Origin of the sequence: Buttiauxella sp. BIGb0552 (genome assembly GCF_004366275.1) — a bacterium.
Classification (GTDB): Bacteria; Pseudomonadota; Gammaproteobacteria; order Enterobacterales; family Enterobacteriaceae; genus Buttiauxella; species Buttiauxella gaviniae.
This window is the reverse complement of sequence record NZ_SODY01000006.1, coordinates 1-21,775: the sequence shown is the minus strand read 5'-3', so window position 1 is coordinate 21,775 and position 21,775 is coordinate 1. Positions and strand designations below refer to the sequence as shown.

Annotated in this window: 16 protein-coding genes, 1 rRNA gene and 1 riboswitch; of the genes, 4 read left to right on the top strand and 13 right to left on the bottom strand. The window is 50.8% G+C overall.

Annotated elements, in window-relative coordinates; genetic code table 11:
- Positions 1–48: 48 nt before the first annotated feature.
- Entirely contained in the window at positions 49–294 is a 246-nt protein-coding gene (yjbE, locus tag EDF88_RS17285; protein WP_134186063.1) for an exopolysaccharide production protein YjbE, read from the bottom strand.
- Between the two features lie 385 nt (positions 295–679).
- Positions 680–2,329 carry a glucose-6-phosphate isomerase gene (gene pgi, locus EDF88_RS17280; protein ID WP_064515339.1) on the bottom strand — a complete coding sequence of 550 codons (1,650 nt, stop codon included), beginning with the start codon at positions 2,327–2,329 and terminating at the stop codon, positions 680–682.
- Positions 2,330–2,540: 211 nt separating this feature from the next.
- Between pgi and EDF88_RS17275 the strand changes: the two genes are divergently transcribed.
- Complete coding sequence (locus EDF88_RS17275) at positions 2,541–4,346, top strand: sodium:proton antiporter (RefSeq protein ID WP_134186061.1); 1,806 nt, start codon at positions 2,541–2,543, stop codon at positions 4,344–4,346.
- 51 nt (positions 4,347–4,397) lie between these two features.
- A riboswitch (Lysine riboswitch) is annotated at positions 4,398–4,655 on the top strand.
- 110 nt (positions 4,656–4,765) lie between these two features.
- Positions 4,766–6,121, top strand: a complete 1,356-nt coding sequence (gene lysC, locus EDF88_RS17270) for a lysine-sensitive aspartokinase 3 (protein ID WP_134186059.1) — start codon at positions 4,766–4,768, stop codon at positions 6,119–6,121.
- 44 nt (positions 6,122–6,165) lie between these two features.
- Here lysC and EDF88_RS17265 read toward each other — a convergent pair whose 3' ends face one another.
- Both EDF88_RS17265 and EDF88_RS17260 read right to left on the bottom strand, forming a co-directional pair.
- A complete protein-coding gene (locus tag EDF88_RS17265; protein WP_134186057.1) occupies positions 6,166–6,504 on the bottom strand; it encodes an XRE family transcriptional regulator in 339 nt (112 codons plus the stop codon).
- Positions 6,505–6,554: 50 nt separating this feature from the next.
- A complete protein-coding gene (locus tag EDF88_RS17260; RefSeq protein ID WP_134186055.1) occupies positions 6,555–6,860 on the bottom strand; it encodes a type II toxin-antitoxin system RelE/ParE family toxin in 306 nt (101 codons plus the stop codon).
- 235 nt (positions 6,861–7,095) lie between these two features.
- Here EDF88_RS17260 and EDF88_RS17255 point away from each other — a divergent pair, with 235 nt between their 5' ends.
- Positions 7,096–7,368: a DUF3811 domain-containing protein gene (locus tag EDF88_RS17255; RefSeq protein WP_064515331.1), complete on the top strand. Its 273-nt coding sequence runs from the start codon at positions 7,096–7,098 to the stop codon at positions 7,366–7,368.
- Between the two features lies 1 nt (position 7,369).
- On the opposite strand, the gene rluF is transcribed toward EDF88_RS17255, so the two are convergent.
- From rluF to metH, 4 genes are all read right to left on the bottom strand, one after another.
- A complete protein-coding gene (gene rluF, locus EDF88_RS17250) occupies positions 7,370–8,248 on the bottom strand; it encodes a 23S rRNA pseudouridine(2604) synthase RluF (RefSeq protein WP_064515328.1) in 879 nt (292 codons plus the stop codon).
- Positions 8,249–8,341: 93 nt separating this feature from the next.
- A complete protein-coding gene (locus EDF88_RS17245) occupies positions 8,342–8,740 on the bottom strand; it encodes a hypothetical protein (RefSeq protein WP_243839636.1) in 399 nt (132 codons plus the stop codon).
- A gap of 128 nt (positions 8,741–8,868) precedes the next feature.
- Positions 8,869–10,497 (bottom strand): Na/Pi cotransporter family protein, encoded by a 1,629-nt coding sequence (locus EDF88_RS17240; protein ID WP_064515325.1) that lies wholly within the window; start codon positions 10,495–10,497, stop codon positions 8,869–8,871.
- Positions 10,498–10,734: 237 nt separating this feature from the next.
- On the bottom strand, positions 10,735–14,418 hold the full coding sequence (gene metH, locus EDF88_RS17235; RefSeq protein WP_064515323.1) for a methionine synthase: 3,684 nt from the start codon (positions 14,416–14,418) through the stop codon (positions 10,735–10,737).
- Positions 14,419–14,602: 184 nt separating this feature from the next.
- Here metH and iclR point away from each other — a divergent pair, with 184 nt between their 5' ends.
- Entirely contained in the window at positions 14,603–15,436 is an 834-nt protein-coding gene (gene iclR / locus EDF88_RS17230; protein WP_134186414.1) for a glyoxylate bypass operon transcriptional repressor IclR, read from the top strand.
- Here iclR and aceK read toward each other — a convergent pair.
- The 5 genes from aceK to rrf all read right to left on the bottom strand — a co-directional run.
- Positions 15,433–17,175 carry a bifunctional isocitrate dehydrogenase kinase/phosphatase gene (gene aceK / locus EDF88_RS17225; RefSeq protein ID WP_134186053.1) on the bottom strand — a complete coding sequence of 581 codons (1,743 nt, stop codon included), beginning with the start codon at positions 17,173–17,175 and terminating at the stop codon, positions 15,433–15,435. The two genes, iclR and aceK, sit on opposite strands and share 4 nt — an antisense overlap.
- A 107-nt stretch (positions 17,176–17,282) precedes the next feature.
- The gene (gene aceA, locus EDF88_RS17220; protein WP_064515319.1) at positions 17,283–18,593 is read right to left on the bottom strand and encodes an isocitrate lyase; all 1,311 of its coding nucleotides are present in this window, start codon (positions 18,591–18,593) and stop codon (positions 17,283–17,285) included.
- A gap of 31 nt (positions 18,594–18,624) precedes the next feature.
- Positions 18,625–20,223, bottom strand: coding sequence for a malate synthase A (aceB, locus tag EDF88_RS17215; RefSeq protein ID WP_134186051.1), 1,599 nt, complete (start codon positions 20,221–20,223; stop codon positions 18,625–18,627).
- Between the two features lie 259 nt (positions 20,224–20,482).
- The gene (gene metA, locus EDF88_RS17210; protein ID WP_064515315.1) at positions 20,483–21,412 is read right to left on the bottom strand and encodes a homoserine O-succinyltransferase; all 930 of its coding nucleotides are present in this window, start codon (positions 21,410–21,412) and stop codon (positions 20,483–20,485) included.
- 277 nt (positions 21,413–21,689) lie between these two features.
- Positions 21,690–21,775 (bottom strand): 5S ribosomal RNA (gene rrf / locus EDF88_RS17205); the annotation flags it as partial.

Genomic DNA, 21,775 nt, shown 5'->3' with positions numbered 1-21,775 from the left:
GTCGAAATAACCACACCGAAGTGTGGTTAGAGTTAAATCACCCGGGAATTATCGGGTGCTGGTTGTTGTGGTGGTTGTGGTCCCAGTATTGGAACCATCACCGCCACCGGTTGCAGCAAGTGCTACACCCACTGCTGACCCGACAGTGCTGGCACTGGCCGCAGTAGAACTCCCTGCGGACTCATAAGTAGCTTGTGCACCAGCGGCTTCACCGACTGCTACCGGATCAGCACTCGCCGCACCAGCTGCTGCCAGCGTGAATATGGCTAAAACGCCATAAAGAACTTTCTTCATAACAATTTCCCTTCATTGAATGAATGGAGATTTGCCCAAAAGGAATTTCAGGCGTTTTCGAGTATACACAACAAGTAATAGCGTTAGGCCGCGAAGGGAAATATGAGAGGCGCTTTAAGATAAATGGAAATATAACAATAATAAGATTATAAAAATTACAGTTAAATCATTAAAAACAATTAGTTAAAATATATATCACTGTCAATTCAATCTAATTAATCCGAAAATAAACCTCCTGAATTATCAGGGTATAGGTATTTTTAGGATTAACCTCAGCGGAGATATATGGGGGAATTATGCAACAAGGGGAATTATCTTATAATTATGCAATACCCATAAATAAGCCGGCGCATAAGGCCGGCTTATATTTAAATCCAACGGCTAATTATGCCCGCCAGGATTTATAACGGTTAATAAGACCATTTGTCGAGCTATCGTGGCTGCCAACTTCTGAAGCATCACCCAGCTCAGGCAGAATACGGTTAGCCAGTTGCTTACCTAATTCCACGCCCCACTGATCGAAGGTGAAGATGTTCAGGATTGCACCCTGAGTAAAGATCTTGTGCTCATACAGCGCAATCAGTGCACCGAGGCTAAACGGAGTGATTTCACGCAGCAGGATGGAGTTGGTTGGGCGGTTGCCTTCGAACACTTTGAACGGCACAACGTGATCCAGGGTTTTAGGATCCAGACCCTGAGCTGCATATTCCTGCTCAACCACTTCGCGAGCTTTACCAAAGGCCAGTGCTTCTGTCTGAGCAAAGAAGTTAGACAGCAGCTTAGGATGGTGATCAGACAGCGGGTTGTGGCTGGTTGCTGGTGCGATGAAGTCACAAGGAACCATTTTGGTACCCTGGTGAATCAGCTGGTAGAACGCGTGCTGACCGTTAGTACCAGGCTCGCCCCAGATGATTGGGCCAGTCTGGTAATCCACAGCGTTGCCGTTACGGTCAACATACTTACCGTTGGATTCCATGTTGCCCTGCTGGAAGTAAGCAGCAAAGCGGTGCATGTACTGGTCGTATGGCAGAATTGCTTCGGTTTCAGCGCCGAAGAAATTGTTATACCAGATACCGATCAGCGCCAGCAGCACAGGCAGGTTCTGTTCTGCTGGAGTGTTTGCGAAATGCTGGTCCATGGCGTGTGCGCCAGACAGCAGTTCTACGAAGTTTTCGTAACCCACAGACAGGATGATGGACAGGCCAATTGCAGACCACAGGGAATAACGACCGCCAACCCAATCCCAGAACTCAAACATGTTGGCCGTGTCGATACCGAATTCGCCAACTGCTTTCGCGTTGGTAGACAGCGCTGCGAAGTGTTTCGCGACGTGTTTGTTATCGCCAGCAGTTGCCAGGAACCAGTCGCGCGCGCTGTGGGCGTTGGTCATGGTTTCTTGCGTGGTGAAGGTTTTAGACGCGACCAGGAACAGCGTGGTTTCCGGGTCAACATTCTTCAGCACTTCAGCAATGTGAGTCCCGTCAACGTTAGACACAAAGTGCATGTTGAGGTGGTTTTTGTAAGGACGCAGCGCTTCGGTCACCATGAATGGGCCGAGGTCTGAACCGCCGATACCGATGTTCACAATGTCAGTAATCGCTTTACCGGTATAGCCTTTCCAGTTACCGCTGATGATGCTCTCAGAGAAGGTTTTCATCTTCTCAAGCACCGCGTTAACTTCTGGCATCACATCTTTGCCATCAACAATGATTGGGGTGTTGCTGCGATTACGCAGTGCAACGTGCAGCACAGCACGGTCTTCAGTACGGTTAATCTTCTCGCCAGCGAACATGGATTTGATAGCGCCCTGCAAATCCGTCTCTTTTGCCAACGCTTGCAGCTTGGTCAGGGTTTCTTCGGTGATGCGGTTTTTGGAGTAATCCACCAGCATTAAGTCGTCGAAAGTGGCGGAGAATTTACCAAAGCGGTCGGCATCCTGAGCAAACAGCTCAGCGATTGTGACGTCTTTCATTTCGTCAAAATGCGCCTGTAAAGCCTGCCATGCAGCGGTCTGCGTTGGGTTGATATTTTTCATAGCGTTACCCTTTTGATTTGAGAACTGTGACTGCGGTCAATTGTATATCCACAAAACAGGATTTGTGATGATTTTTCTACCATTGCACCGGGAATACCGTTTCAGATTATGTGCCCGCTAAAAAGTTGCCGGGGTGGACTCAGCCCTCGATGACCCCGTCTACACTGAGAAAAACAGTATGGCTTCGTAAACCAGGTAAGGTAAAAATTTTATGGAACTGTCTGTACCCCTTTTGTTGGTGGTCATCACGATCAGTTCGCTGGCGGCGCAATGGCTGGCTTGGGCAATTCGGCTACCGGCCATTCTGCCTTTGCTGTTATTCGGTTTGATTCTTGGCCCGTTTACTCACGTGCTCAACCCTGATCAATTGTTTGGCGAACTGCTTTTTCCTATTGTCTCCTTATCGGTCGCCATTATTTTGTTCGAGGGTGCCCTTACCCTGCGTTTTGATGAGATTCGCGGATTAGGCGGCGTGGTGCGCAATCTGGTGAGCATCGGAATGCTGGCGACCTTTGGGGTGATTAGCGTCGCCTGTTGGTGGCTACTGGGCTTAGACCCTGCGTTGGCCGCACTGGTGGGCGCCGTTACGGTTGTTACCGGCCCGACAGTTATCGCACCGCTAATGCGCGTGGTGCGCCCCAATGCTGCAATTAATCAGGTGCTGCGCTGGGAAGGGATTGTTATCGACCCGGTCGGTGCAATCTTCACATTATTAGTTTTCGAATTTATTACGCTACGCCATGAGGCGGGCTCAAACCTGCACCTGGTGATTATCTTCGCGCAAACAGTGGTTGTAGGGTTAGCCTGCGGCGCGCTGTTTGGCTGGCTACTTGGCACGGCATTAAAGCGGGTGTGGCTCCCAGGTTATCTACAAAACTTTGCGGTACTGGCTGTGGTCTTGCTGACCTTTGGGCTATCAAATACGCTGGCCGATGAGTCAGGTTTACTGGCAGTCACGGTACTGGGAATCTGGCTTGCGAATATGCGTGATGTGGATGTCAGCGACATCGTCGCCTTCAAAGAAGAACTCTCAGCAATTCTTATCTCGGCGCTGTTTATTATTCTTGCCGCCCGCCTCGATATTCATGGCGTGCTGGCGATGGGTTGGCCGCTGGTTGCTTTGCTGCTGGTGATTCAGTTTGTCGCCCGCCCATTATGCATTGCAATTTCTACCCTCGGTTCGTCGTTAACCCTGCGCGAAAAGTTGCTGTTAAGTTGGATTTCTCCACGCGGAATTGTCGCGGCAGCAGTCAGTTCATTATTCGCGCTGACGCTACAAAAAAGCGGTTATGAAGGCGCGGATAAACTCGTGAGCGTGGTGTTCGCCATTATTATTGGCACCGTAGTTTTGCAAAGCCTGACCAGCGGACCGCTTGCCCGGTGGCTCAGCGTACAACAACGCAAACCTCGTGGCGTACTGATTATTGGGGCGAATACTGTCGCGCGAACGCTCGCCCACGCGCTGGTGAAGCAAAATATACCTGTCATTCTCACCGACAATAGTTGGGAATATTACCGTCTGGCTCGCATGGAAGGGTTACCAGCCTATTACGGCAACGCATGGTCAGAACATGCTGAAAACTTTCTCGATTTAAGCAATACCGCCCAGGTGTTGGCACTTTCGCCAAATCGGCATCAAAACGCGCTGGCGGTTTATCATTTCAGCCACCTTTTTGGTAACGATAAGGTATTCGCTATTCGTTCCGGCACGGTTCTAAAAGGTCGAGCCAGCAACGAAAGCGCGCGCTTTCGTCGCCATGAGAAACTTTTTCCTGAAGATGTCACCTGGAGTAGTTTGAGCAGTCTGTTAGCCAAAGGTGCGACCATAAAAGCGACACGTCTGAATGAAAGTTTTGGCTGGCTGGAATATCTGGAGAAAAATCGCGGCGTCGTGCCACTTTTTGCCCGTCTTGAAGAAGGAAAAACTATTGCGATAAATGGAAAAACTACCCCAACGCTTCCCTGCACGCTGATTGCACTAGTGCAGAATGAAAAATCCATATCTTCCAGAAGTTGACATCTGGCGCATAAAATTTTATTTCTATACGGCTACTTGCTCACTTGTGAGTAAGCCAGAAGAGGCGCGCCGCCCAGGTATCGTGTTTGAGGAGCCAATCCGCAGACGACACAGGAGGGGGAGCGGCGCCGAGGTAGTGTGCGTATGGCAGCGTGCATTATCGGCCACGGGGGCTGAATCCCTTGGGCTGTCACCAGGAGCATTTCATAATCGAATGCTCCAATATATTCTCCGAATTTATTGGCGTTGCAGCCGCGTTGTCTGCGGCGTCAAGAAATCGGGGAAACAAGGTGGGGCGCTTCTGGGTGTATCGTAGTTCAGAACTTCTATTCTACGTCTGCCCCGTATCCCGCTCTTCCCTTGTGCCAAGGCTAATTTATTTTTTTGCCATAACAATGGCTCCCTGACACGAGGCTGTAATGTCCTACCCACAAACCGTTATTGCCAAATTTGGCGGCACCAGCGTTGCAGATTACGACGCGATGAACCGCAGCGCCGACGTGGTGCTGGCTGATGAACACGTTCGCGTTGTCGTCCTTTCCGCATCGGCGGGTATCACCAATTTGCTAGTTGCGCTGGCAAACGGTCTGGAAGCTACAGAGCGTTTTGTTAAGCTCGATGCGATCCGCAAAATTCAATATGACATTGTCGAGCGTCTGGCAAATCCGCAAATCATCCGCGAAGAAGTTGAACGTCTGCTTGAAAACATCACCACGCTAGCTGAAGCGGCATCTCTTGCTACTTCTACCGCGTTAACTGACGAACTGGTTAGCCACGGTGAATTGATGTCTACGCTGCTGTTTGTGGAGATCCTGCGCGAGCGCAAAGTTGATGCCCAGTGGTTCGATATCCGCAAAATCATGCGCACCAATGACCGATTTGGCCGTGCTGAGCCAGATGTCGCCACATTAGCAGAACTGGCAAATCAACAGCTTCAGCCTCGCCTGGCTCAATCTCTGGTTATCACTCAAGGTTTTATTGGTAGTGAAGCGAAAGGCCGCACCACCACGCTTGGACGTGGCGGCAGCGACTATACAGCGGCGCTGTTGGGTGAAGCACTGCATGCCAGCCGCGTTGATATCTGGACTGACGTGCCGGGGATTTACACCACCGACCCACGTGTGGTGCCAGCGGCAAAACGCATCGACAAAATTGCTTTTGAAGAAGCTGCTGAAATGGCAACATTCGGCGCAAAAGTACTGCATCCGGCGACATTAATGCCAGCGGTGCGTAGCGATATTCCAGTGTTTGTCGGCTCCAGCAAAGACCCAAAAGCAGGTGGTACACTGGTTTGTAACAAAACAGAAAATCCACCGCTGTTCCGTGCTCTGGCATTACGTCGTAAACAAACCCTGGTGACGCTCAATAGCCTGAGCATGCTGCACTCCCATGGTTTCCTGGCGGAAGTGTTCAACATTCTGGCGCAGCATAATGTTTCTGTTGATTTGATTACCACGTCAGAAGTTAGCATTGCACTGACGCTCGATACCACGGGTTCAACTTCCAATAGTGATAGCCCGCTGACCACGTCGCTGCTGACCGAGCTTTCCTCACTGTGCCGCGTAGAAGTGGAAGAAAACCTCGCCCTGATTGCCATCATCGGTAATAAACTTTCCCAGGCCTGCGGCGTGGGCAAAGAGGTGTTTGGCGTTCTCGACCCCTTCAACATTCGCATGATTTGCTATGGCGCATCCAGCTACAACCTGTGCTTCCTGGTACCTGGCGACGACGCTGAAAAAGTGGTGCAGAAACTTCATCACAATCTGTTTGAATAAAACGATGTGGTAAACAAATGGCCCGGGAAACCGGGCTTTTGCTTTTAACCTACAGAAACACTGACTGGCTTGCCGATACGGCTGAGCATGTTAACTAATGCATCAATGGTAAATTTACTGGTTTTCTTGTTCACGACATCCGACACGCGAGGACGAGAAATATGCAACACCGCCGCCACTTCTGCCTGCTTGAGTTGATGCGCCTCGATCCACTGAGCTATCTCTTCCATCAGCTGCTCTTTAATGGCTTTGGCATTCGCAATTTCATTTGTTGAGTCAGCATACAGTTGTTCCGCCTCTTCGGAGGAAAAACCAAGGTCGAGAAAAATGTTCGTTCCCGCAGGCGTTATATGGCGAATACGAGTATCGATTTTTGTAGTCATTCAGGACCCCTTCGGTAGTGGCATACCGCTTTATATCGGGCGCTTGTAACTTATTTATCGGGCCCGGTCATTTTCTGTGTTTTCTTCTTAAAACAATGTAATACGTATATGGCCTCGTCGAATTTTGCAACATACATGACGCGGAAAATATCGGTATCTTCGCGCAATCTTAGTTCGCATACCCCAGCCCCAAGCTCAGAAATTATCTTGCAGTTTTCGGGAGGTAAATCGTTTTGCACTCTGTGGAGCTGATAACCTGCATCTCTCTTTGCCGTAGCTGGAAACGTAAGAAAGTCTGAATAAGATGTTCCAATCCAAACGATCTCTTTTTCCTGAACGCCAGATTGCCTGACCATTTGACATTCCCTTGTATAAAATTTTATACCAAAGTCGAGATTAGGAAAACATAATCCTTACCTGCAGATAAGCTGCCTTTTTTAATTCAGGGAGTAAAAGAAGAAGTGTTTAACTACGAAGGAGGTTCGCAAAATATCCTAGGGCGGCTGCAAATTGCATGCAGAAAGCTGATTTTTACTGAGCCTGGGAGCAGTTTGCTTTACACTGGAGGCCACTTCTTAAGAGGCCGCAATAATGTCCACATCAAGACTGACACAACAAGACATGACCGAAGCCGAGCAGCGCGAATTGAAAACGCGGCTTGACCGCGCACGCATCGCCCATGGTCGCCCCCTGACAAACTCAGAAATCAACCACGTTAAAAAAACTTATATTGACCAACTGATAGCAGCACGTGAACAGGAGGCCAAAAAAGTCCGCCAGATTAAAAAGCAAAAAGCGGCAAAACCAGATACATCTGCAACTTATTCCTGGTCTGCAAACAGCCATTCACGTGGGAAGCGCTAATTTAGCGCCCCTTCTTCTTGCGCCCTGGCTGAGCAAAACGTTTACGTGAAGCCAGCTCTGCCGGGGTTTTAGCAGCACTCTTCGGCCCGCTAACGACAGGTTTTTTCACCGCAACCGCCTTCGGTTTAGCTTTTGCTTTGGCCGCCGGTTTCGCTTCAGAAGACGAATTCTCAATCAGCTTAAACAATTCAACTAACTCATCGTCGGTTAAATCACGCCACTCGCCCAACGGCAGACCTTTCATGCTGACATTCATGATGCGGGTACGCTCAAGCTTCGTCACGTCATAACCAAAGTGTTCGCACATACGGCGAATCTGGCGGTTGAGCCCTTGCACCAGCGTGATACGAAACACAAAGGGAGCTTCTTTCTTCACTTTGCATTTCTTGGTGACAGTTCCTAGCATCGGAACGCCTGCCCCCATACCGCGAATGAACTCATCAGTTACTGGTTTGTTTACCGTAACGACATATTCTTTTTCGTGGTCATTCCCGGCACGCAGGATTTTATTCACCAGATCGCCATGATTGGTGAGGAAAATCAGACCCTGAGAGTCTTTATCTAAGCGCCCAATCGGGAAAACGCGTTTGCTGTGGTTAACGAAATCGACAATGTTGTCTTTCTCACCATCTTCGGTGGTACTTACAATGCCCACTGGCTTATTGAGTGCGATAAGTACCAGATCGTCTTCGTCACGGGGTTCGATTAGCTGACCGTTGACTTTCACCACATCTCCGGCAAATACCTGATCGCCAATCGCGGCGCGTTTGCCGTTAATAAAAACATTTCCCTGTTCGATGTAACGGTCGGCGTCACGGCGGGAGCAGATACCGCTCTCGCTAATGTATTTGTTCAGACGTATAGATGAGTTGGTCAGCATGGTTCCTCCGTAAAACCTGGAATATACCTTACATGAAGGGCGATGCGAACAGACTCGGGCAACAAACTCGAAGTTCATTGCCCGCAAAGGGGGTTATTTAGCAGGCATCGCCGCAATTACGGCTAACTTCTTCTGAATATCTTTATCCAGATTATTCACCCAATGATTGTACGAGCGGTGTATTTCGCCACCAGATGCCAGCAAATTCACACTGCTGATATAGTTAATCGAGTAGTTTCGTTCACTGTAGTTAATGCGAACAGTCACGCTGTGTTTACGGATATTTTGTGTCGCATTAATCACACCAGGTCCTGCCACCGACATTATCCAGTCACGCCCTTGCCCTGCATTGATGATTGCGTCTTTGACCTGCTCAGTTGTCACATGCTGAGTGATTATGGTCTGTGGCGTCCGAACGGGTTCCGTTCTTTCGAGTGCCTTACACCCTGCCAACGCCGATATACAGAGTGCCGCTATCATCAATTTTTTTATTTTCACTGTCGAATCCCTTTGGTTTTATGAAGTTAAGCGGCAGGATTATAAACGGTGTAAATATTAAGCAGAAGAAAAAACAGGTGGCTTAGTAAAAGGCACCTTCATTTCTGAAAGTGCCTTTTCAATTAGTACTCGTCCCTTTCGTCATCGTCAGGCTGTTCAAGTACGCTGTATGCGACCGCGCAGAACAGTGAGTTCAGGCGCTTCATATCACCAAGCAAACCGAGGTGTAGTGAGCTGGTTTCAATGCTCTGCACGTTTTGCTGATGCAGGCGGTCAACGTGTGCGTGTGAGAATCGGCGGTTAAGAATACGGAAGCGATGCTTATTTCGGCGCAAACGGCGCGCGCTGTTCACATCGGCGGAGAAAAATACCGACAGGCTGAGCTTCAGGTTGCTGGTTAACTGTTGGAGCAGAATATCCAGTTCTTTCAGGCCATCTGGCGAGAACGCCCGACGAGTGGCCAGCGATTTATCCGCGACTTCACTCCCCATGCGCTCAAGAATATCTGCCGCCTGCTCCAGGTTTAGCGACATTTCAATAATCTCTGCCCAGCGACGGGATTCGACTTCTGCCAGTTCCTCTTTCTGCATTTGCGCCATATACAGTTTGATTGCGGTATAGAGCACATCGACATCATCGGCGAGCTTACGCAGTTCCTTCTCCTGGCGCGGCTCTCCGTGCATCACCTTGCTCCAGGTTTCCAGCATTTGCTCCAGCACATCACCCATACGCAAGGTTTCACGCGCTGCGTTGGATAGGCCTAGTGCTGGGGTATCCAACGCCGTTACATCAAGATGTTTCGGCTTCATACGCGCATCAACTTCAGGAGTTTCACTAATCACGCTACGGCAAAAACGTGCCATTACGCCGGCAAATGGCACCATTGCCAGGCAGCGAATCAGGTTGTAGAACACGTGGAAGTAGATAACCAGTTCGGATTCCGGCTGCGGCAGCTTGTGCATCGTATCCGCCAGGATATGAACAAACGGCAGCACAATCACGCCGCCCACCAGCTTGAATAGCAAACTGCCGAGCGCTACACGGCGCGCCGCAGCATTGGCGGTGCTGTTGTTGATCATCGCCAACAAGCCAGAACCGAGGTTGGCACCAATCACCAGGCACAGCGCGACATCAAACGAAATAACCCCTGTTGAGGTCAGTGTGGCGGTCAGCAAAACGGCGGCAAGGCTGGAATAACTGATGATGGCAAACATTGCGCCAATCAGGGCATCAAGCATGATGTCGCCGGTCAACGAAGCGAAGATAACCTTCACGCCCGAGCCTTGCATCATCGGCGTGACCGCACTAACGATTAGCTCCAGTGCCAGCAAAATCAGCCCAAGGCCAATACCGACGCGCCCGAGTTGCCCGGCACGAGTCTGTTTACGGCTGAGGAAGAAAATAACGCCAAGGAAGATGAGTAACGGCGAAAGCCAGGACAAATCAAAGGTCAGTATTCGCGCCATCAACGCGGTACCAACATCAGCGCCCAGAACTATCACCAGCGCAGGGGTAAGCGCCACCAGGTCCTGTGCCACAAAAGAGGTGACCAACATTGTGGTGGCGTTGCTACTTTGCACCAGTGCGGTTACGCCAATACCTGCGCAAAAGGCGAATGGTTTTTTTTCAACACTGCGGCTAAGTACGCTACGGAGATTTGCACCGTAAACGCGCATGATGCCGGTACGCACAATGTGCGTGCCCCATACCAGTAGCGCCACCGCAGAAAGTAGATGCAGTAATGTCAGCACTCATTCTCCCAGTCAATTGACGTTAAGAAATTCCTTCTCTTTCCAGTATATAACGCCTGGCGAGATTTAAACGTTTCGGGATGTAAGAAGGGGAAAAGGAAGGAATTCATTGTCGATCGTCGGGGTCGCAGCCAGTTTGAACTCGGACAGCACACAACCCCGGAGCGTACACGTAGTACGTGACGGGGGCGAGCACTGCCCAGATTCAAAATGGCAAGTAAACCAAGTCGAAGCGGATTAGTCCGCGTCGTAACCGAGGTTAGGTGCTAACCAACGCTCCACATCCGTAACCGACATCCCTTTACGACGCGCATAATCTTGCACCTGGTCACGCTGAATCTGCGCCACGGCGTAATATTTGCTGTCAGGATGGCTGAAGTACCAGCCGGAAACTGATGCACCTGGCCACATGGCGTAGGATTCCGTGAGTTTCATCCCCACCACATTTTCGACGTCCAGCAGTTCCCAGATAGTCGCTTTTTCAGTGTGTTCCGGGCAGGCCGGGTAACCCGGTGCCGGGCGAATCCCTTGATAGTTTTCGCGGATAAGCTCTTCGTTGCTGAGGTTCTCTGTTGGCGCGTAGCCCCAGTAAACCTTGCGCACACGCTCATGCAAGTATTCCGCAAAAGCTTCAGCCAGACGGTCAGACAACGCTTTCACCATGATTTTATTATAATCATCATGTTGCGCTTCATAACCTTCCGCTAATGCGTCTTCTTCCATGCCACCCGTGACCGCAAACGCACCGATGTAATCCGCTTTGCCACTATGTTTTGGCGCAACAAAGTCGGCCAGGCAGTAGTTGGCAAAACCGACTTTCTCGGTTTGCTGACGCAAGTGATGAGCCACCGTTTGCACGCGAGTCCTGGACTCATCGCGATAGATTTCGATGTCGTCATCCACTCGGTTGGCCGGGAACAGGCCGACCACGCCGCGTGGGGTCAGCAGTTTTTCGTTATGCAGTTTGTCGAGCATGTCGTTAGCATCTTTGAACAAGCGTTTGGCTTCTTCACCCACCACTTCATCTTCCAGGATGCGTGGATATTTCCCGGCCAGCGACCAGGTCATAAAGAACGGCGTCCAGTCGATGTAGTTACGCAGCGTTTCGATGCTTGCCGTTACTTCCTGCACACCAGGGCGATGCGGAACTGGCGGCGTATAGCTTGCCCAATCAAATGCGAGATCGTTTTCACGCGCAGCAGCAAGGGTAACTGGCGGAGTACGAGGCTTTTTACGCGCGTGTTGGGTACGAACAGTGACATATTCTTTGCGTGTGCGTTCCACAAACTCGTCGTGCTGAGTCGGAGAGAGCAGTGCTGCCACGACACCTACGGTACGTGAGGCATTCTGTACATAAACGGTCGGGCCGCTGTAGTTCTGCTCGATCTTAACCGCTGTGTGCGCTTTAGAGGTGGTAGCACCGCCAATCAGCAGCGGCAACGTAAAGCCCTGGCGCTCCATCTCTTTGGCAACGTTCACCATCTCATCGAGCGACGGCGTAATCAGGCCAGACAGGCCGATAATATCAGCACCCACTTCACGTGCCGTTTTCAAAATCTTCTCGGTTGGCACCATGACGCCAAGGTCGATGATTTCGTAGTTGTTACATTGCAGCACCACACCCACGATGTTTTTGCCGATGTCATGAACGTCGCCTTTCACCGTGGCGAGCACGATTTTGCCGTTGGTCGAGCCTTTCTCTTTGCTGGCTTCAATGTAAGGTTCGAGATACGCCACCGCCTGTTTCATTACGCGAGCGGACTTCACCACCTGCGGCAGGAACATTTTCCCTTCGCCAAACAGGTCGCCAACCACGTTCATGCCATCCATCAGCGGGCCTTCAATGACCTGGATCGGGCGTTCCGACTGCTGGCGGGCTTCTTCTGTATCGAGTTCAATAAACTCAGTGATACCTTTCACCAGTGAGTATTCAAGACGCTTTTTTACGTCCCAGCTACGCCATTCGGCTTGCTGTGCGGCCGCACCATCGTCACTTTTACTACCGCGATATTTCTCGGCCAGATCCAGCAAACGTTCGGTGCTGTCGTCGCGGCGGTTTAGAATTACGTCTTCTACCGCATCGCGTAATTCCTGCGAGAGATCGTCGTAAATCGCCAGTTGCCCGGCGTTAACAATCCCCATATCCATGCCATTACGGATTGCGTAGTAGAGGAATACCGCGTGAATCGCTTCGCGCACCGGGTCGTTACCACGGAAGGAGAACGACACATTCGATACGCCGCCTGAAATCATCGCATGAGGCAGTTCGCGCTTGATGTCGGCACACGCGCCGATAAAGTCCTGGGCGTAGTTATTGTGCTCTTCAATGCCGGTCGCAACCGCAAAGATGTTCGGGTCAAAAATAATGTCTTCCGGTGGGAAGCCGACTTCTTCGGTCAGAATTTTGTAGGCGCGGCGGCAAATTTCGATTTTGCGCTCGCGGGTATCCGCCTGGCCGACTTCATCAAACGCCATGACCACCATCGCGGCACCGTAACGGCGCACCAGTTTGGCGTGATGGATAAACGGCTCAACGCCCTCTTTCATGGAGATGGAGTTAACGATGCCTTTGCCCTGAATGCACTTCAGGCCTTTTTCGATGACGTCCCATTTCGAGGAGTCAATCATGATGGGCACACGGGCAATATCTGGCTCACCAGCAATCAGGTTGAGGAAACGCACCATCGCAGCTTCGGCGTCGAGCATCCCTTCATCCATGTTGATATCGATGATTTGCGCACCGCTTTCAACCTGCTGAAGCGCAACTTCCAGCGCTTCATTATATTTTTCTTCTTTGATCAGGCGCTTAAACTTGGCAGAGCCCGTGACGTTGGTACGCTCACCCACGTTGACAAACAGGCTATCGGCGCCAATGTTTAGCGGCTCAAGGCCCGCCAGACGGCATGCCACTGGCAGGTCGGGTATTTTACGTGGGGCAACACCTTCCACGGCTTTGCTCATTGCCGCAATGTGTGCAGGCGTGGTGCCGCAGCAACCGCCGATAATGTTCAGGAAACCGGCCTGCGCCCATTCGCCAATCTGACGTGCCATTTCAAAAGCATCGAGATCATATTCACCGAAGGCGTTTGGCAGACCTGCATTCGGGTGCGCGGTAACATAGCAGTCAGCGATACGTGAAAGCTCAGCGACATACTGGCGTAGTTCATCTGGCCCCAACGCGCAGTTCAGACCGAAAGTCAGCGCATCAGCATGACGCAACGAGTTATAGAAGGCCTCGGTAGTCTGGCCGGAAAGAGTACGGCCTGAAGCGTCGGTGATGGTGCCGGAAATCATGATCGGTAGATCAACGCCCAGCGCTTCAAATTCGGTTTTAACCGCAAAAATAGCGGCTTTGGCATTCAGAGTATCGAACACCGTCTCAATCATGATGAGGTCAGATCCACCTTCCACCAGCGCACGAGTAGATTCGCGGTAGGCTTCAACCAGCAGATCAAAGGTCACGTTACGGAATGCCGGATCGTTCACGTCAGGTGAAATAGATGCAGTACGGTTAGTTGGGCCTAACACACCTGCCACGTAGCGTGGTTTTTCTGGTGTGCGTGCTGTCCATTCATCGGCACAGGCCCGGGCGAGTTTAGCCGCCTCAAAGTTGATTTCTGCCGACAGGGATTCCATTTGGTAATCCGCCATCGCGATGGTCGTTGAGTTGAAGGTGTTGGTTTCGACAATGTCGGCACCCGCTTCAAAATAGGCGTAGTGAATAGCGGCAATGATTTCCGGCTTGCTCAGCACCAGCAAGTCGTTGTTCCCTTTCAGATCACAAGGCCAGTCCGCAAAGCGCTCTCCGCGGAAATCGCTCTCATCAAGACGGTAGCTCTGGATCATGGTTCCCATACCACCATCCAGTACCAAAATGCGTTGTTGCAACTGCTGATGCAGTTTTTCTAATTTATTGCTCACTCTAACTCCCACCTGTTTACCCAAGCCTGTCAGCCCACAAGGCATACTGTCATAACTTGTAATAGTCGCAAAGCAATGGAACATGAGACATGTTCACCTGACTGATCCGATGAGTGGGTTGCTGGTTGCATTATCGCCAAATAAAACGAAAATGATTTCCACGATACGAAAATTGGAGTCAGTTATGGTTGCTGCCGTTCCCGCCAAACGTGGAAAAAAACCACGCGCTACCACAGTCGCTGCACCTCAGCCTACCGGGCAAGTTCAGTCACTGACTCGTGGTTTGAAACTGCTTGAATGGATTGCCGAATCGCACGGCAGTGTTGCTCTGACGGAGCTTGCACAACAGGCTGGCCTACCTAACTCCACCACGCATCGTCTGCTAACCACCATGCAGCAGCTGGGTTTTGTACGCCAGATTGGTGATTTAGGGCACTGGACGATTGGCGCACATGCATTTGTGGTTGGCAGTAGCTTCCTGCAAAGCCGTAATCTGCTGGCAATTGTTCACCCGATGCTGCGCAAGCTGATGGAAGATTCCGGTGAAACGGTGAATCTGGCGGTGCTCGACCATAGTGATCATCAGGCGATTATTATCGACCAGGTACAATGCGCGCAGTTGATGCGTATGTCAGCGCCGATTGGCGGCAAACTGCCCATGCATGCATCAGGCGCAGGGAAAGTGTTTCTCGCCAATCTGAGCGACGACCAGGTGGTCAATTTATTGCATCGCAACGGGCTGCATAGCTATACGCCGGCAACGCTCACTTCCCCGCTACACCTGAAAGAAGATTTGGCACAAACCCGTAAGCGTGGTTATTCATTTGATGATGAAGAGCATGCGCTGGGGCTGCGTTGTGTGGCGGCATGTATTTATGACGAGCACCATGAGCCCTTTGCCGCTATTTCGATTTCCGGACCGATTTCACGCGTGACGGATGACCGCGTAACCGAGCTGGGTGCGCTGGTGATTAAAGCGGCGAAGGAGATTACTCAGGCTTATGGCGGCGGGCGCTAACCCGCCTGCTTTAAATCGCCAAAACGAAGAATAAACCGCTGGCGTTTACGATAAGCAAAAACATCTTCTACGTGGCCATTGCGGATACGTTCCTGCAACGCACGCCAATAATCAGCGCGGAACAAGTCGCTGTGCATCTCATCAAATATCGAGCGAATACGCGGGTCGGCACATAAGTAATGGCGAAACTCTTCCGGGAACACATCCCCCGGCGCCACGCTGTACCAGGGCTCGGCTGAGAGTTCATCTTCGGGATAACGCGGCGGCGGTATAGCGCGGAAATTCACCTCAGTCATATAGCAAATTTCATCGTAATCGTAGAACACCACTCGCCCGTGGCGCGTCACGCCAAAGTTTTTAAACAGCATGTCACCTGGGAAGATATTGGCGGCGGCAAGCTGGCGGATAGCGTTACCGTATTCTTCTACCGCATCACGTAATTGCTGCCCTTCCACCTGCTCAAGCCACAAATTCAGTGGCACCATTCTGCGTTCAATATAAAGATGGCTAATGGCGATGCGGTCGCCAAGGTCGGTTAATTTTTCAGGAACTTCCTGCTGTAACAGCTCGAGCAGCGGCTGGCTAACCTGGTGTTTGGACAACACAAAGTTTTCAAACTCCTGGGTATCGGCCATGCGCCCGACACGATCGTGTTCTTTGACCAGCTGATAGCATTCGCGCACGCGTTCAGCGGTCACCTCTTTTTGCGGCGCAAACTTGTCTTTAATCACTTTGAATACCCGGTCAAAACCGGGCAACGTAAACACCAACATCACCATGCCACGAATACCTGGCGCTTCAATAAATTGTTCGTCAGTGGCGGAGATATATGTCAGATATTCGCGGTAACTTTCGGTTTTACCGTGTTTCTGGCAGCCTATTGCCATATACAGCTCGGCAGTAGTTTTACCAGGCAACAGCTCACGCAACCATTCCACCAAAGCCGCGGGCTGTGGTGCATAAACCATGAAATAGGAGCGGGCGAAACCGAAGACAATGCTCGCTTCGGCGGCGCTGGTTAAACAGGTATCAACGACCAGATGACCGTCATCGGTGCGATGAATCGGCAACAAAAAAGGCACTTTTCCGCCCGGCAAGACCAACTTACCCACAAGCCAGGCGGCTTTATTGCGATAAAACAGTTCGTTGGCGACTTCAAGGGAAGCCTGCTGCAAAGCATCAGTTCCGAAGGTTTCCGTCAGATGCGCAATGATGTAGCCCGCATCGCGCGCCAAATCTTGCCACGGCAGGCGCAATGGCAAATCTCTTAGCAAAGATCGCAAAAGTGGCTGCCAGGCTACAGCAGGGTTAAAGGTTTTTGACAGCGGACGAGGGATCTCACGAAAGCGCTTTTCTTCCTGAGAACTAAAAATAAAAAGCCGCTCGGGAGATAACGAGCGGTGATCGAAGAGCCGACAATAAACCGAATTAAAGAAGCTTTCAGCAATTTCGAAACGAGGGTAATCGGGCAATAACTGGGTGTACTGCGCTTTGACCCGCAGTAAAAACTCATCATCAGTATTGTGGCTGCCAGTGATGCAACGCAGTTGCTCCACCACCAGACCAACGTGATGATCATAGAGATGGATACGGCTTTTCATCGCCCGCTGAACCGCATGCCAGTCCGCTTGCTCAAACCGCTGCTGCGCACCCGCGGTTATCTCAAGAAAGCGACCATACTGCGCGTCAAAGCCTTGCAGGATGGTATGGGCAATTAACAGTTCCAGCTGACGCGTCATGAGTTACTCCATGGTGGGTTTTTACCCTCACCCTCTCCTACAGGGTGAGGGGACTGGATTGGTTTTCTCCTTCTCCCTCTTAGGAGAAGGTCGGAATGAGGGTGGCTTTAGAATTGCTCTTCTTCCGTCGAACCCGTTAACGCAGTCACCGAAGACGCTCCACCTTGAATAATCGTCGTCACGCGGTCGAAATAACCGGTGCCCACTTCCTGCTGATGGGAAACGAAGGTGTAACCTTCAGGTGCTGCGGCAAATTCTGGCTGCTGCACTTTTTCCACGTAATGACGCATCCCTTCACCCTGTGCGTAAGCATGTGCCAGGTCGAACATGTTGAACCACATGCTGTGGATGCCTGCGAGCGTAATAAACTGGTATTTGTAGCCCATCGCGGAGAGCTCTTCCTGGAACGAGGCAATGGTTTTGTCGTCGAGGTTTTTCTTCCAGTTAAACGATGGCGAGCAGTTGTAGGCCAGCAATTTGCCAGGGAAGCGTGCATGAATAGCTTCAGCAAAGCGGCGAGCCTGGTCGAGGTCTGGTTTCGAAGTTTCACACCACACCAGGTCAGCGTATGGCGCATAAGCAAGTCCACGACTGATAGCTTGTTCAATGCCTGCACGCGTGCGGTAGAACCCTTCTTGTGTACGCTCGCCAGTCACAAACTCCCGGTCGTATTCGTCACAATCGGAGGTGATAAGATCCGCCGCATCAGCATCGGTACGCGCAATCACAAGCGTTGGCACGCCCATGACATCTGCCGCCAGACGTGCAGCGACTAATTTCTGAATCGCTTCCTGAGTCGGAACCAGTACTTTGCCGCCCATATGGCCGCATTTCTTCACTGAGGCCAGTTGGTCCTCAAAGTGAACTGCTGCCGCACCGGCCTGAATCATCGACTTCATCAACTCGAATGCATTCAGTACGCCACCAAAACCGGCTTCCGCATCGGCCACGATCGGCAGATAGTAATCGACATAACGCGGATCGCCCTTTTCAATATTTGATGCCCATTGGATCTGATCAGCGCGGCGGAATGTGTTGTTGATCCGATCAACTACCGCAGGAACGGAGTTCGCCGGGTACAAAGATTGATCCGGGTACATGCTGGAAGCCAGGTTCGCATCAGCCGCCACCTGCCAGCCAGAAAGATAGATAGCTTCGATACCCGCTTTCGCCTGTTGCAATGCCTGCCCACCGGTTAACGCACCAAGGCTGTTGATGTAACCCTTTTTCGATTCACCATGCAGCAAACGCCACATTCTCGCCGCGCCATTTTGCGCCAGCGTGCATTCCGGATTCACCGAACCGCGCAGTTTAACCACCTCTTCTGCGCTGTACGGGCGCTTGATGCCTTCCCAGCGTGGCTGCGTCCAGTCTTGTTGTAATTGTTGGATTTGTTGGGTGCGAGAGATTTTAGTCATGGCAGATGCTCCATATTATTATTGAGTAAGATTAAGCAAGTAAGCGGTAGCCCGGCAGCGTCAGGAAGTCGATAAGCGTATCGGAGGTGGTGATCTGCTCCATCAGGCGAGCCGCTTCATCAAAACGCCCCTGGCTGAAACGTTTGTCACCCAACTCTTCCTGAATAACGAACATCTCCTCGGCCAGCATTTGGCGGAACAGCGCCTTAGTGACCGTTTCGCCGTTACTCAGCGTTTTTTCATGATGAATCCACTGCCAGATGGAGGTACGTGAGATTTCTGCTGTCGCGGCATCTTCCATCAGGCCGTAAATCGGTACGCAACCATTGCCGGAGATCCACGCTTCGATGTACTGCACAGCAACACGGATATTGGCACGCATGCCCGCTTCAGTACGCTCGCCGGGGCACGGCTCCAGTAGCTGCGCTGCGGTAACAGGTGAATCTTCTTCACGTAAAATATGCAGCTGGTTTTTATCGTCGCCCAATGTTTTGCTAAAGACTTCCATCACCGTGTCGGCCAGACCCGGGTGGGCAATCCATGTGCCGTCGTGGCCATTGGTCGCTTCCAATTGCTTATCCGCTTTGACTTTATTGAGCACCCAATCATTACGCTGGCTGTCTTTACTTGGAATAAATGCCGCCATGCCGCCCATAGCAAAAGCTCCACGGCGATGGCAGGTTTTGATAAGCAGACGGGAGTAAGCATTCAGGAAAGGCTTATCCATTGTGACGGACTGGCGATCGGGAAGAACGCGATCCGCATGGTTTTTCAGGGTTTTGATGTAGCTGAAGATGTAATCCCAACGGCCGCAGTTCAGGCCAACGATATGATCGCGCAGGGCATGCAGGATCTCATCCATCTGGAATACTGCTGGCAGTGTTTCAATCAGCAATGTCGCTTTGATGGTGCCACGCGGCAGGGAGAAATGATCTTCGGTGAAGCTGAAGACTTCGCTCCACCAGGCCGCTTCCTGCCAGGATTGGGTTTTCGGCAGGTAGAAATACGGGCCGCTTCCTTTTGCCAGCAGGGCATCTACGTTGTGGAAGAAGTAGAGTGCGAAATCAAACAGGCTGCCCGGAATGGGTTCGTCACGCCAGATGACGTGTTTTTCCGGTAAGTGCAGACCACGAACACGGCACACCAGTACCGCCGGGTCAGGCTTCAACTGGTAAATTTTTCCCGCTTCGTTTGTCCAGCTAATGGTGCCGCTGATGGCATCACGCAAGTTGATCTGACCATCGATAACTTTGCTCCAGCTCGGTGCCAGGGAGTCTTCAAAGTCGGCCATGAATACTTTGACGTTAGCGTTCAAAGCATTAATCACCATTTTGCGTTCAACCGGGCCAGTAATCTCGACACGCCTGTCCAGTAAATCTGCTGGGATCCCACGAACAGACCATTCAGATTCACGAATGGAACTTGTTTCCGAAATAAAGTCCGGAAGTTTACCGGCATCAATTTCCGCCTGCTGTACGGTGCGTGCCGCCAGCAACTTATTACGCTGTGGTGTAAAGCGGGTGACGAGTTCACTGAGAAACTCGACTGCATCAGGCGTCAGTATCTGTCGCTCTGGTTCACCAAACGGCTGGCTAAAGGCCAACTCTGCGCTAACTGTCTGTTGTGTCATTAGATCTCTCCCCTCATCTCATCCCGTCAATAACGCCAATTCTATCTGGTACGTCCAGTGTCTGGTTTTCACTCAACAGGGTTAAGACTACTTCATGATTTTCTAAAATCAAAAACAATTTCCATTTTTGAAATTAAAATCACTTATCATATTGATATTTATGAAATTAAAAATTATTCAGCGCGGGAAGTGATTTTTAGAAAACAAAAAAGGCACCCGAAGGTGCCTTGAACGTAGAGTAGACGGGATGCTGAAACGCTTAATCGAGCGTTGGGTTCATATGGCGTAGATCGAACGGTGTGATCTGGTAGACGTAGTAGTTCAGCCAGTTTGTGAACAGTAAATTCCCGTGGCTACGCCAGGTTGCATGTGGCTTTTTCTGCGGATCATTTCCAGGGAAATAGTTATAAGGCACATCAGGATTCAGACCTGCTTCTACATCGCGGAAATACTCACCTGAGAGCGTGTGCGAATCATATTCCGGATGGCCTGTCACAAACGCAATGCGCTTGTCTTTACTGCCGAAAAGATAAGCATCCCCTTCTTCTGACTCGGCCAGAACTTCGAGATCGGTGTAGTCACGAATCAACGATGCAGGGAAGTCGGCATAACGTGAATGGGGAGCCAGGAAGGAGTCATCAAAACCACGAGTCAGCAGAGCATGCGGGTAAGTGAGGTTATGCTCATATACGCCAGACAGTTTCTCTTTGCGCGTTTGCTTAGGAATACCATAGAGAATATTAAGTGCCGCCTGCACGGCCCAACAGACAAACAGAGTTGAGGTGACGTGATCTTTAGCCCAATGAATGACTTGTTCGATCTGCGGCCAGTAAGCCACATCGTTAAATTCCACCAAGCCTAATGGTGCACCAGTCACGATAAGCCCATCAAAATTTTCATCCTGAATATCGTCGAAATTACAGTAGAAATTATTGAGGTGCTCAGTGGGTGTATTACGGGATTCACGTGAATCAATGCGCAACAGCTGAACGTCAACCTGTAAAGGAGAGTTAGAAAGCAGACGTAAAAACTGGTTCTCCGTCTCAATCTTTTTCGGCATCAGATTAAGTATGAGCACCTTTAGCGGACGGATCTCCTGGTTGCTTGCGCGCGATGTCGTCATAACAAAGACATTCTCATCACGCAGGAAATTGACAGCTGGTAACTCATCCAGTACCCGAATTGGCATAACCTTTTACCCTCACAGCATACGTTTAAACGTTTAGACATCCAGATAGCTGAAGATATCCTGGTGCATGTCAAATGTCGAGTATTCATAAGATAGTTGAAAATGTTTCACTTAAGCACAGAGTTTACAGGTAGTGGAATAGACGGGGTAATCGTTGGTTTTGCAGTGGATTATAGGGTGGGTTGGCTTGCTCAGAGGCGGATATGAAAGGTGATCGCGTAAATTACAGACAGCAAAAAGCCCTGTACGTCAGTACAGGGCTTTTCGCTTATTTGGAGCCTGGCAGTTCCCTACTCTCGCATGGGGAGACCCCACACTACCATCGGCGCTACGGCGTTTCACTTCTGAGTTCGGCATGGGGTC

Excerpts from the sequence above, each read along its gene's own strand:
- aceB (WP_134186051.1), bottom strand. The coding sequence starts at position 20,223 with ATGACACAACAGACAGTTAGCGCAGAGTTGGCCTTTAGCCAGCCGTTT.
- lysC (WP_134186059.1), top strand. The coding sequence starts at position 4,766 with ATGTCCTACCCACAAACCGTTATTGCCAAATTTGGCGGCACCAGCGTT.
- EDF88_RS17260 (WP_134186055.1), bottom strand. The coding sequence starts at position 6,860 with ATGGTCAGGCAATCTGGCGTTCAGGAAAAAGAGATCGTTTGGATTGGA.
- aceK (WP_134186053.1), bottom strand. The coding sequence starts at position 17,175 with ATGACGCGTCAGCTGGAACTGTTAATTGCCCATACCATCCTGCAAGGC.
- yjbE (WP_134186063.1), bottom strand. The coding sequence starts at position 294 with ATGAAGAAAGTTCTTTATGGCGTTTTAGCCATATTCACGCTGGCAGCA.
- metA (WP_064515315.1), bottom strand. The coding sequence starts at position 21,412 with ATGCCAATTCGGGTACTGGATGAGTTACCAGCTGTCAATTTCCTGCGT.
- EDF88_RS17265 (WP_134186057.1), bottom strand. The coding sequence starts at position 6,504 with ATGACTACAAAAATCGATACTCGTATTCGCCATATAACGCCTGCGGGA.
- EDF88_RS17255 (WP_064515331.1), top strand. The coding sequence starts at position 7,096 with ATGTCCACATCAAGACTGACACAACAAGACATGACCGAAGCCGAGCAG.
- aceA (WP_064515319.1), bottom strand. The coding sequence starts at position 18,593 with ATGACTAAAATCTCTCGCACCCAACAAATCCAACAATTACAACAAGAC.
- iclR (WP_134186414.1), top strand. The coding sequence starts at position 14,603 with ATGGTTGCTGCCGTTCCCGCCAAACGTGGAAAAAAACCACGCGCTACC.
- EDF88_RS17275 (WP_134186061.1), top strand. The coding sequence starts at position 2,541 with ATGGAACTGTCTGTACCCCTTTTGTTGGTGGTCATCACGATCAGTTCG.
- pgi (WP_064515339.1), bottom strand. The coding sequence starts at position 2,329 with ATGAAAAATATCAACCCAACGCAGACCGCTGCATGGCAGGCTTTACAG.
- rluF (WP_064515328.1), bottom strand. The coding sequence starts at position 8,248 with ATGCTGACCAACTCATCTATACGTCTGAACAAATACATTAGCGAGAGC.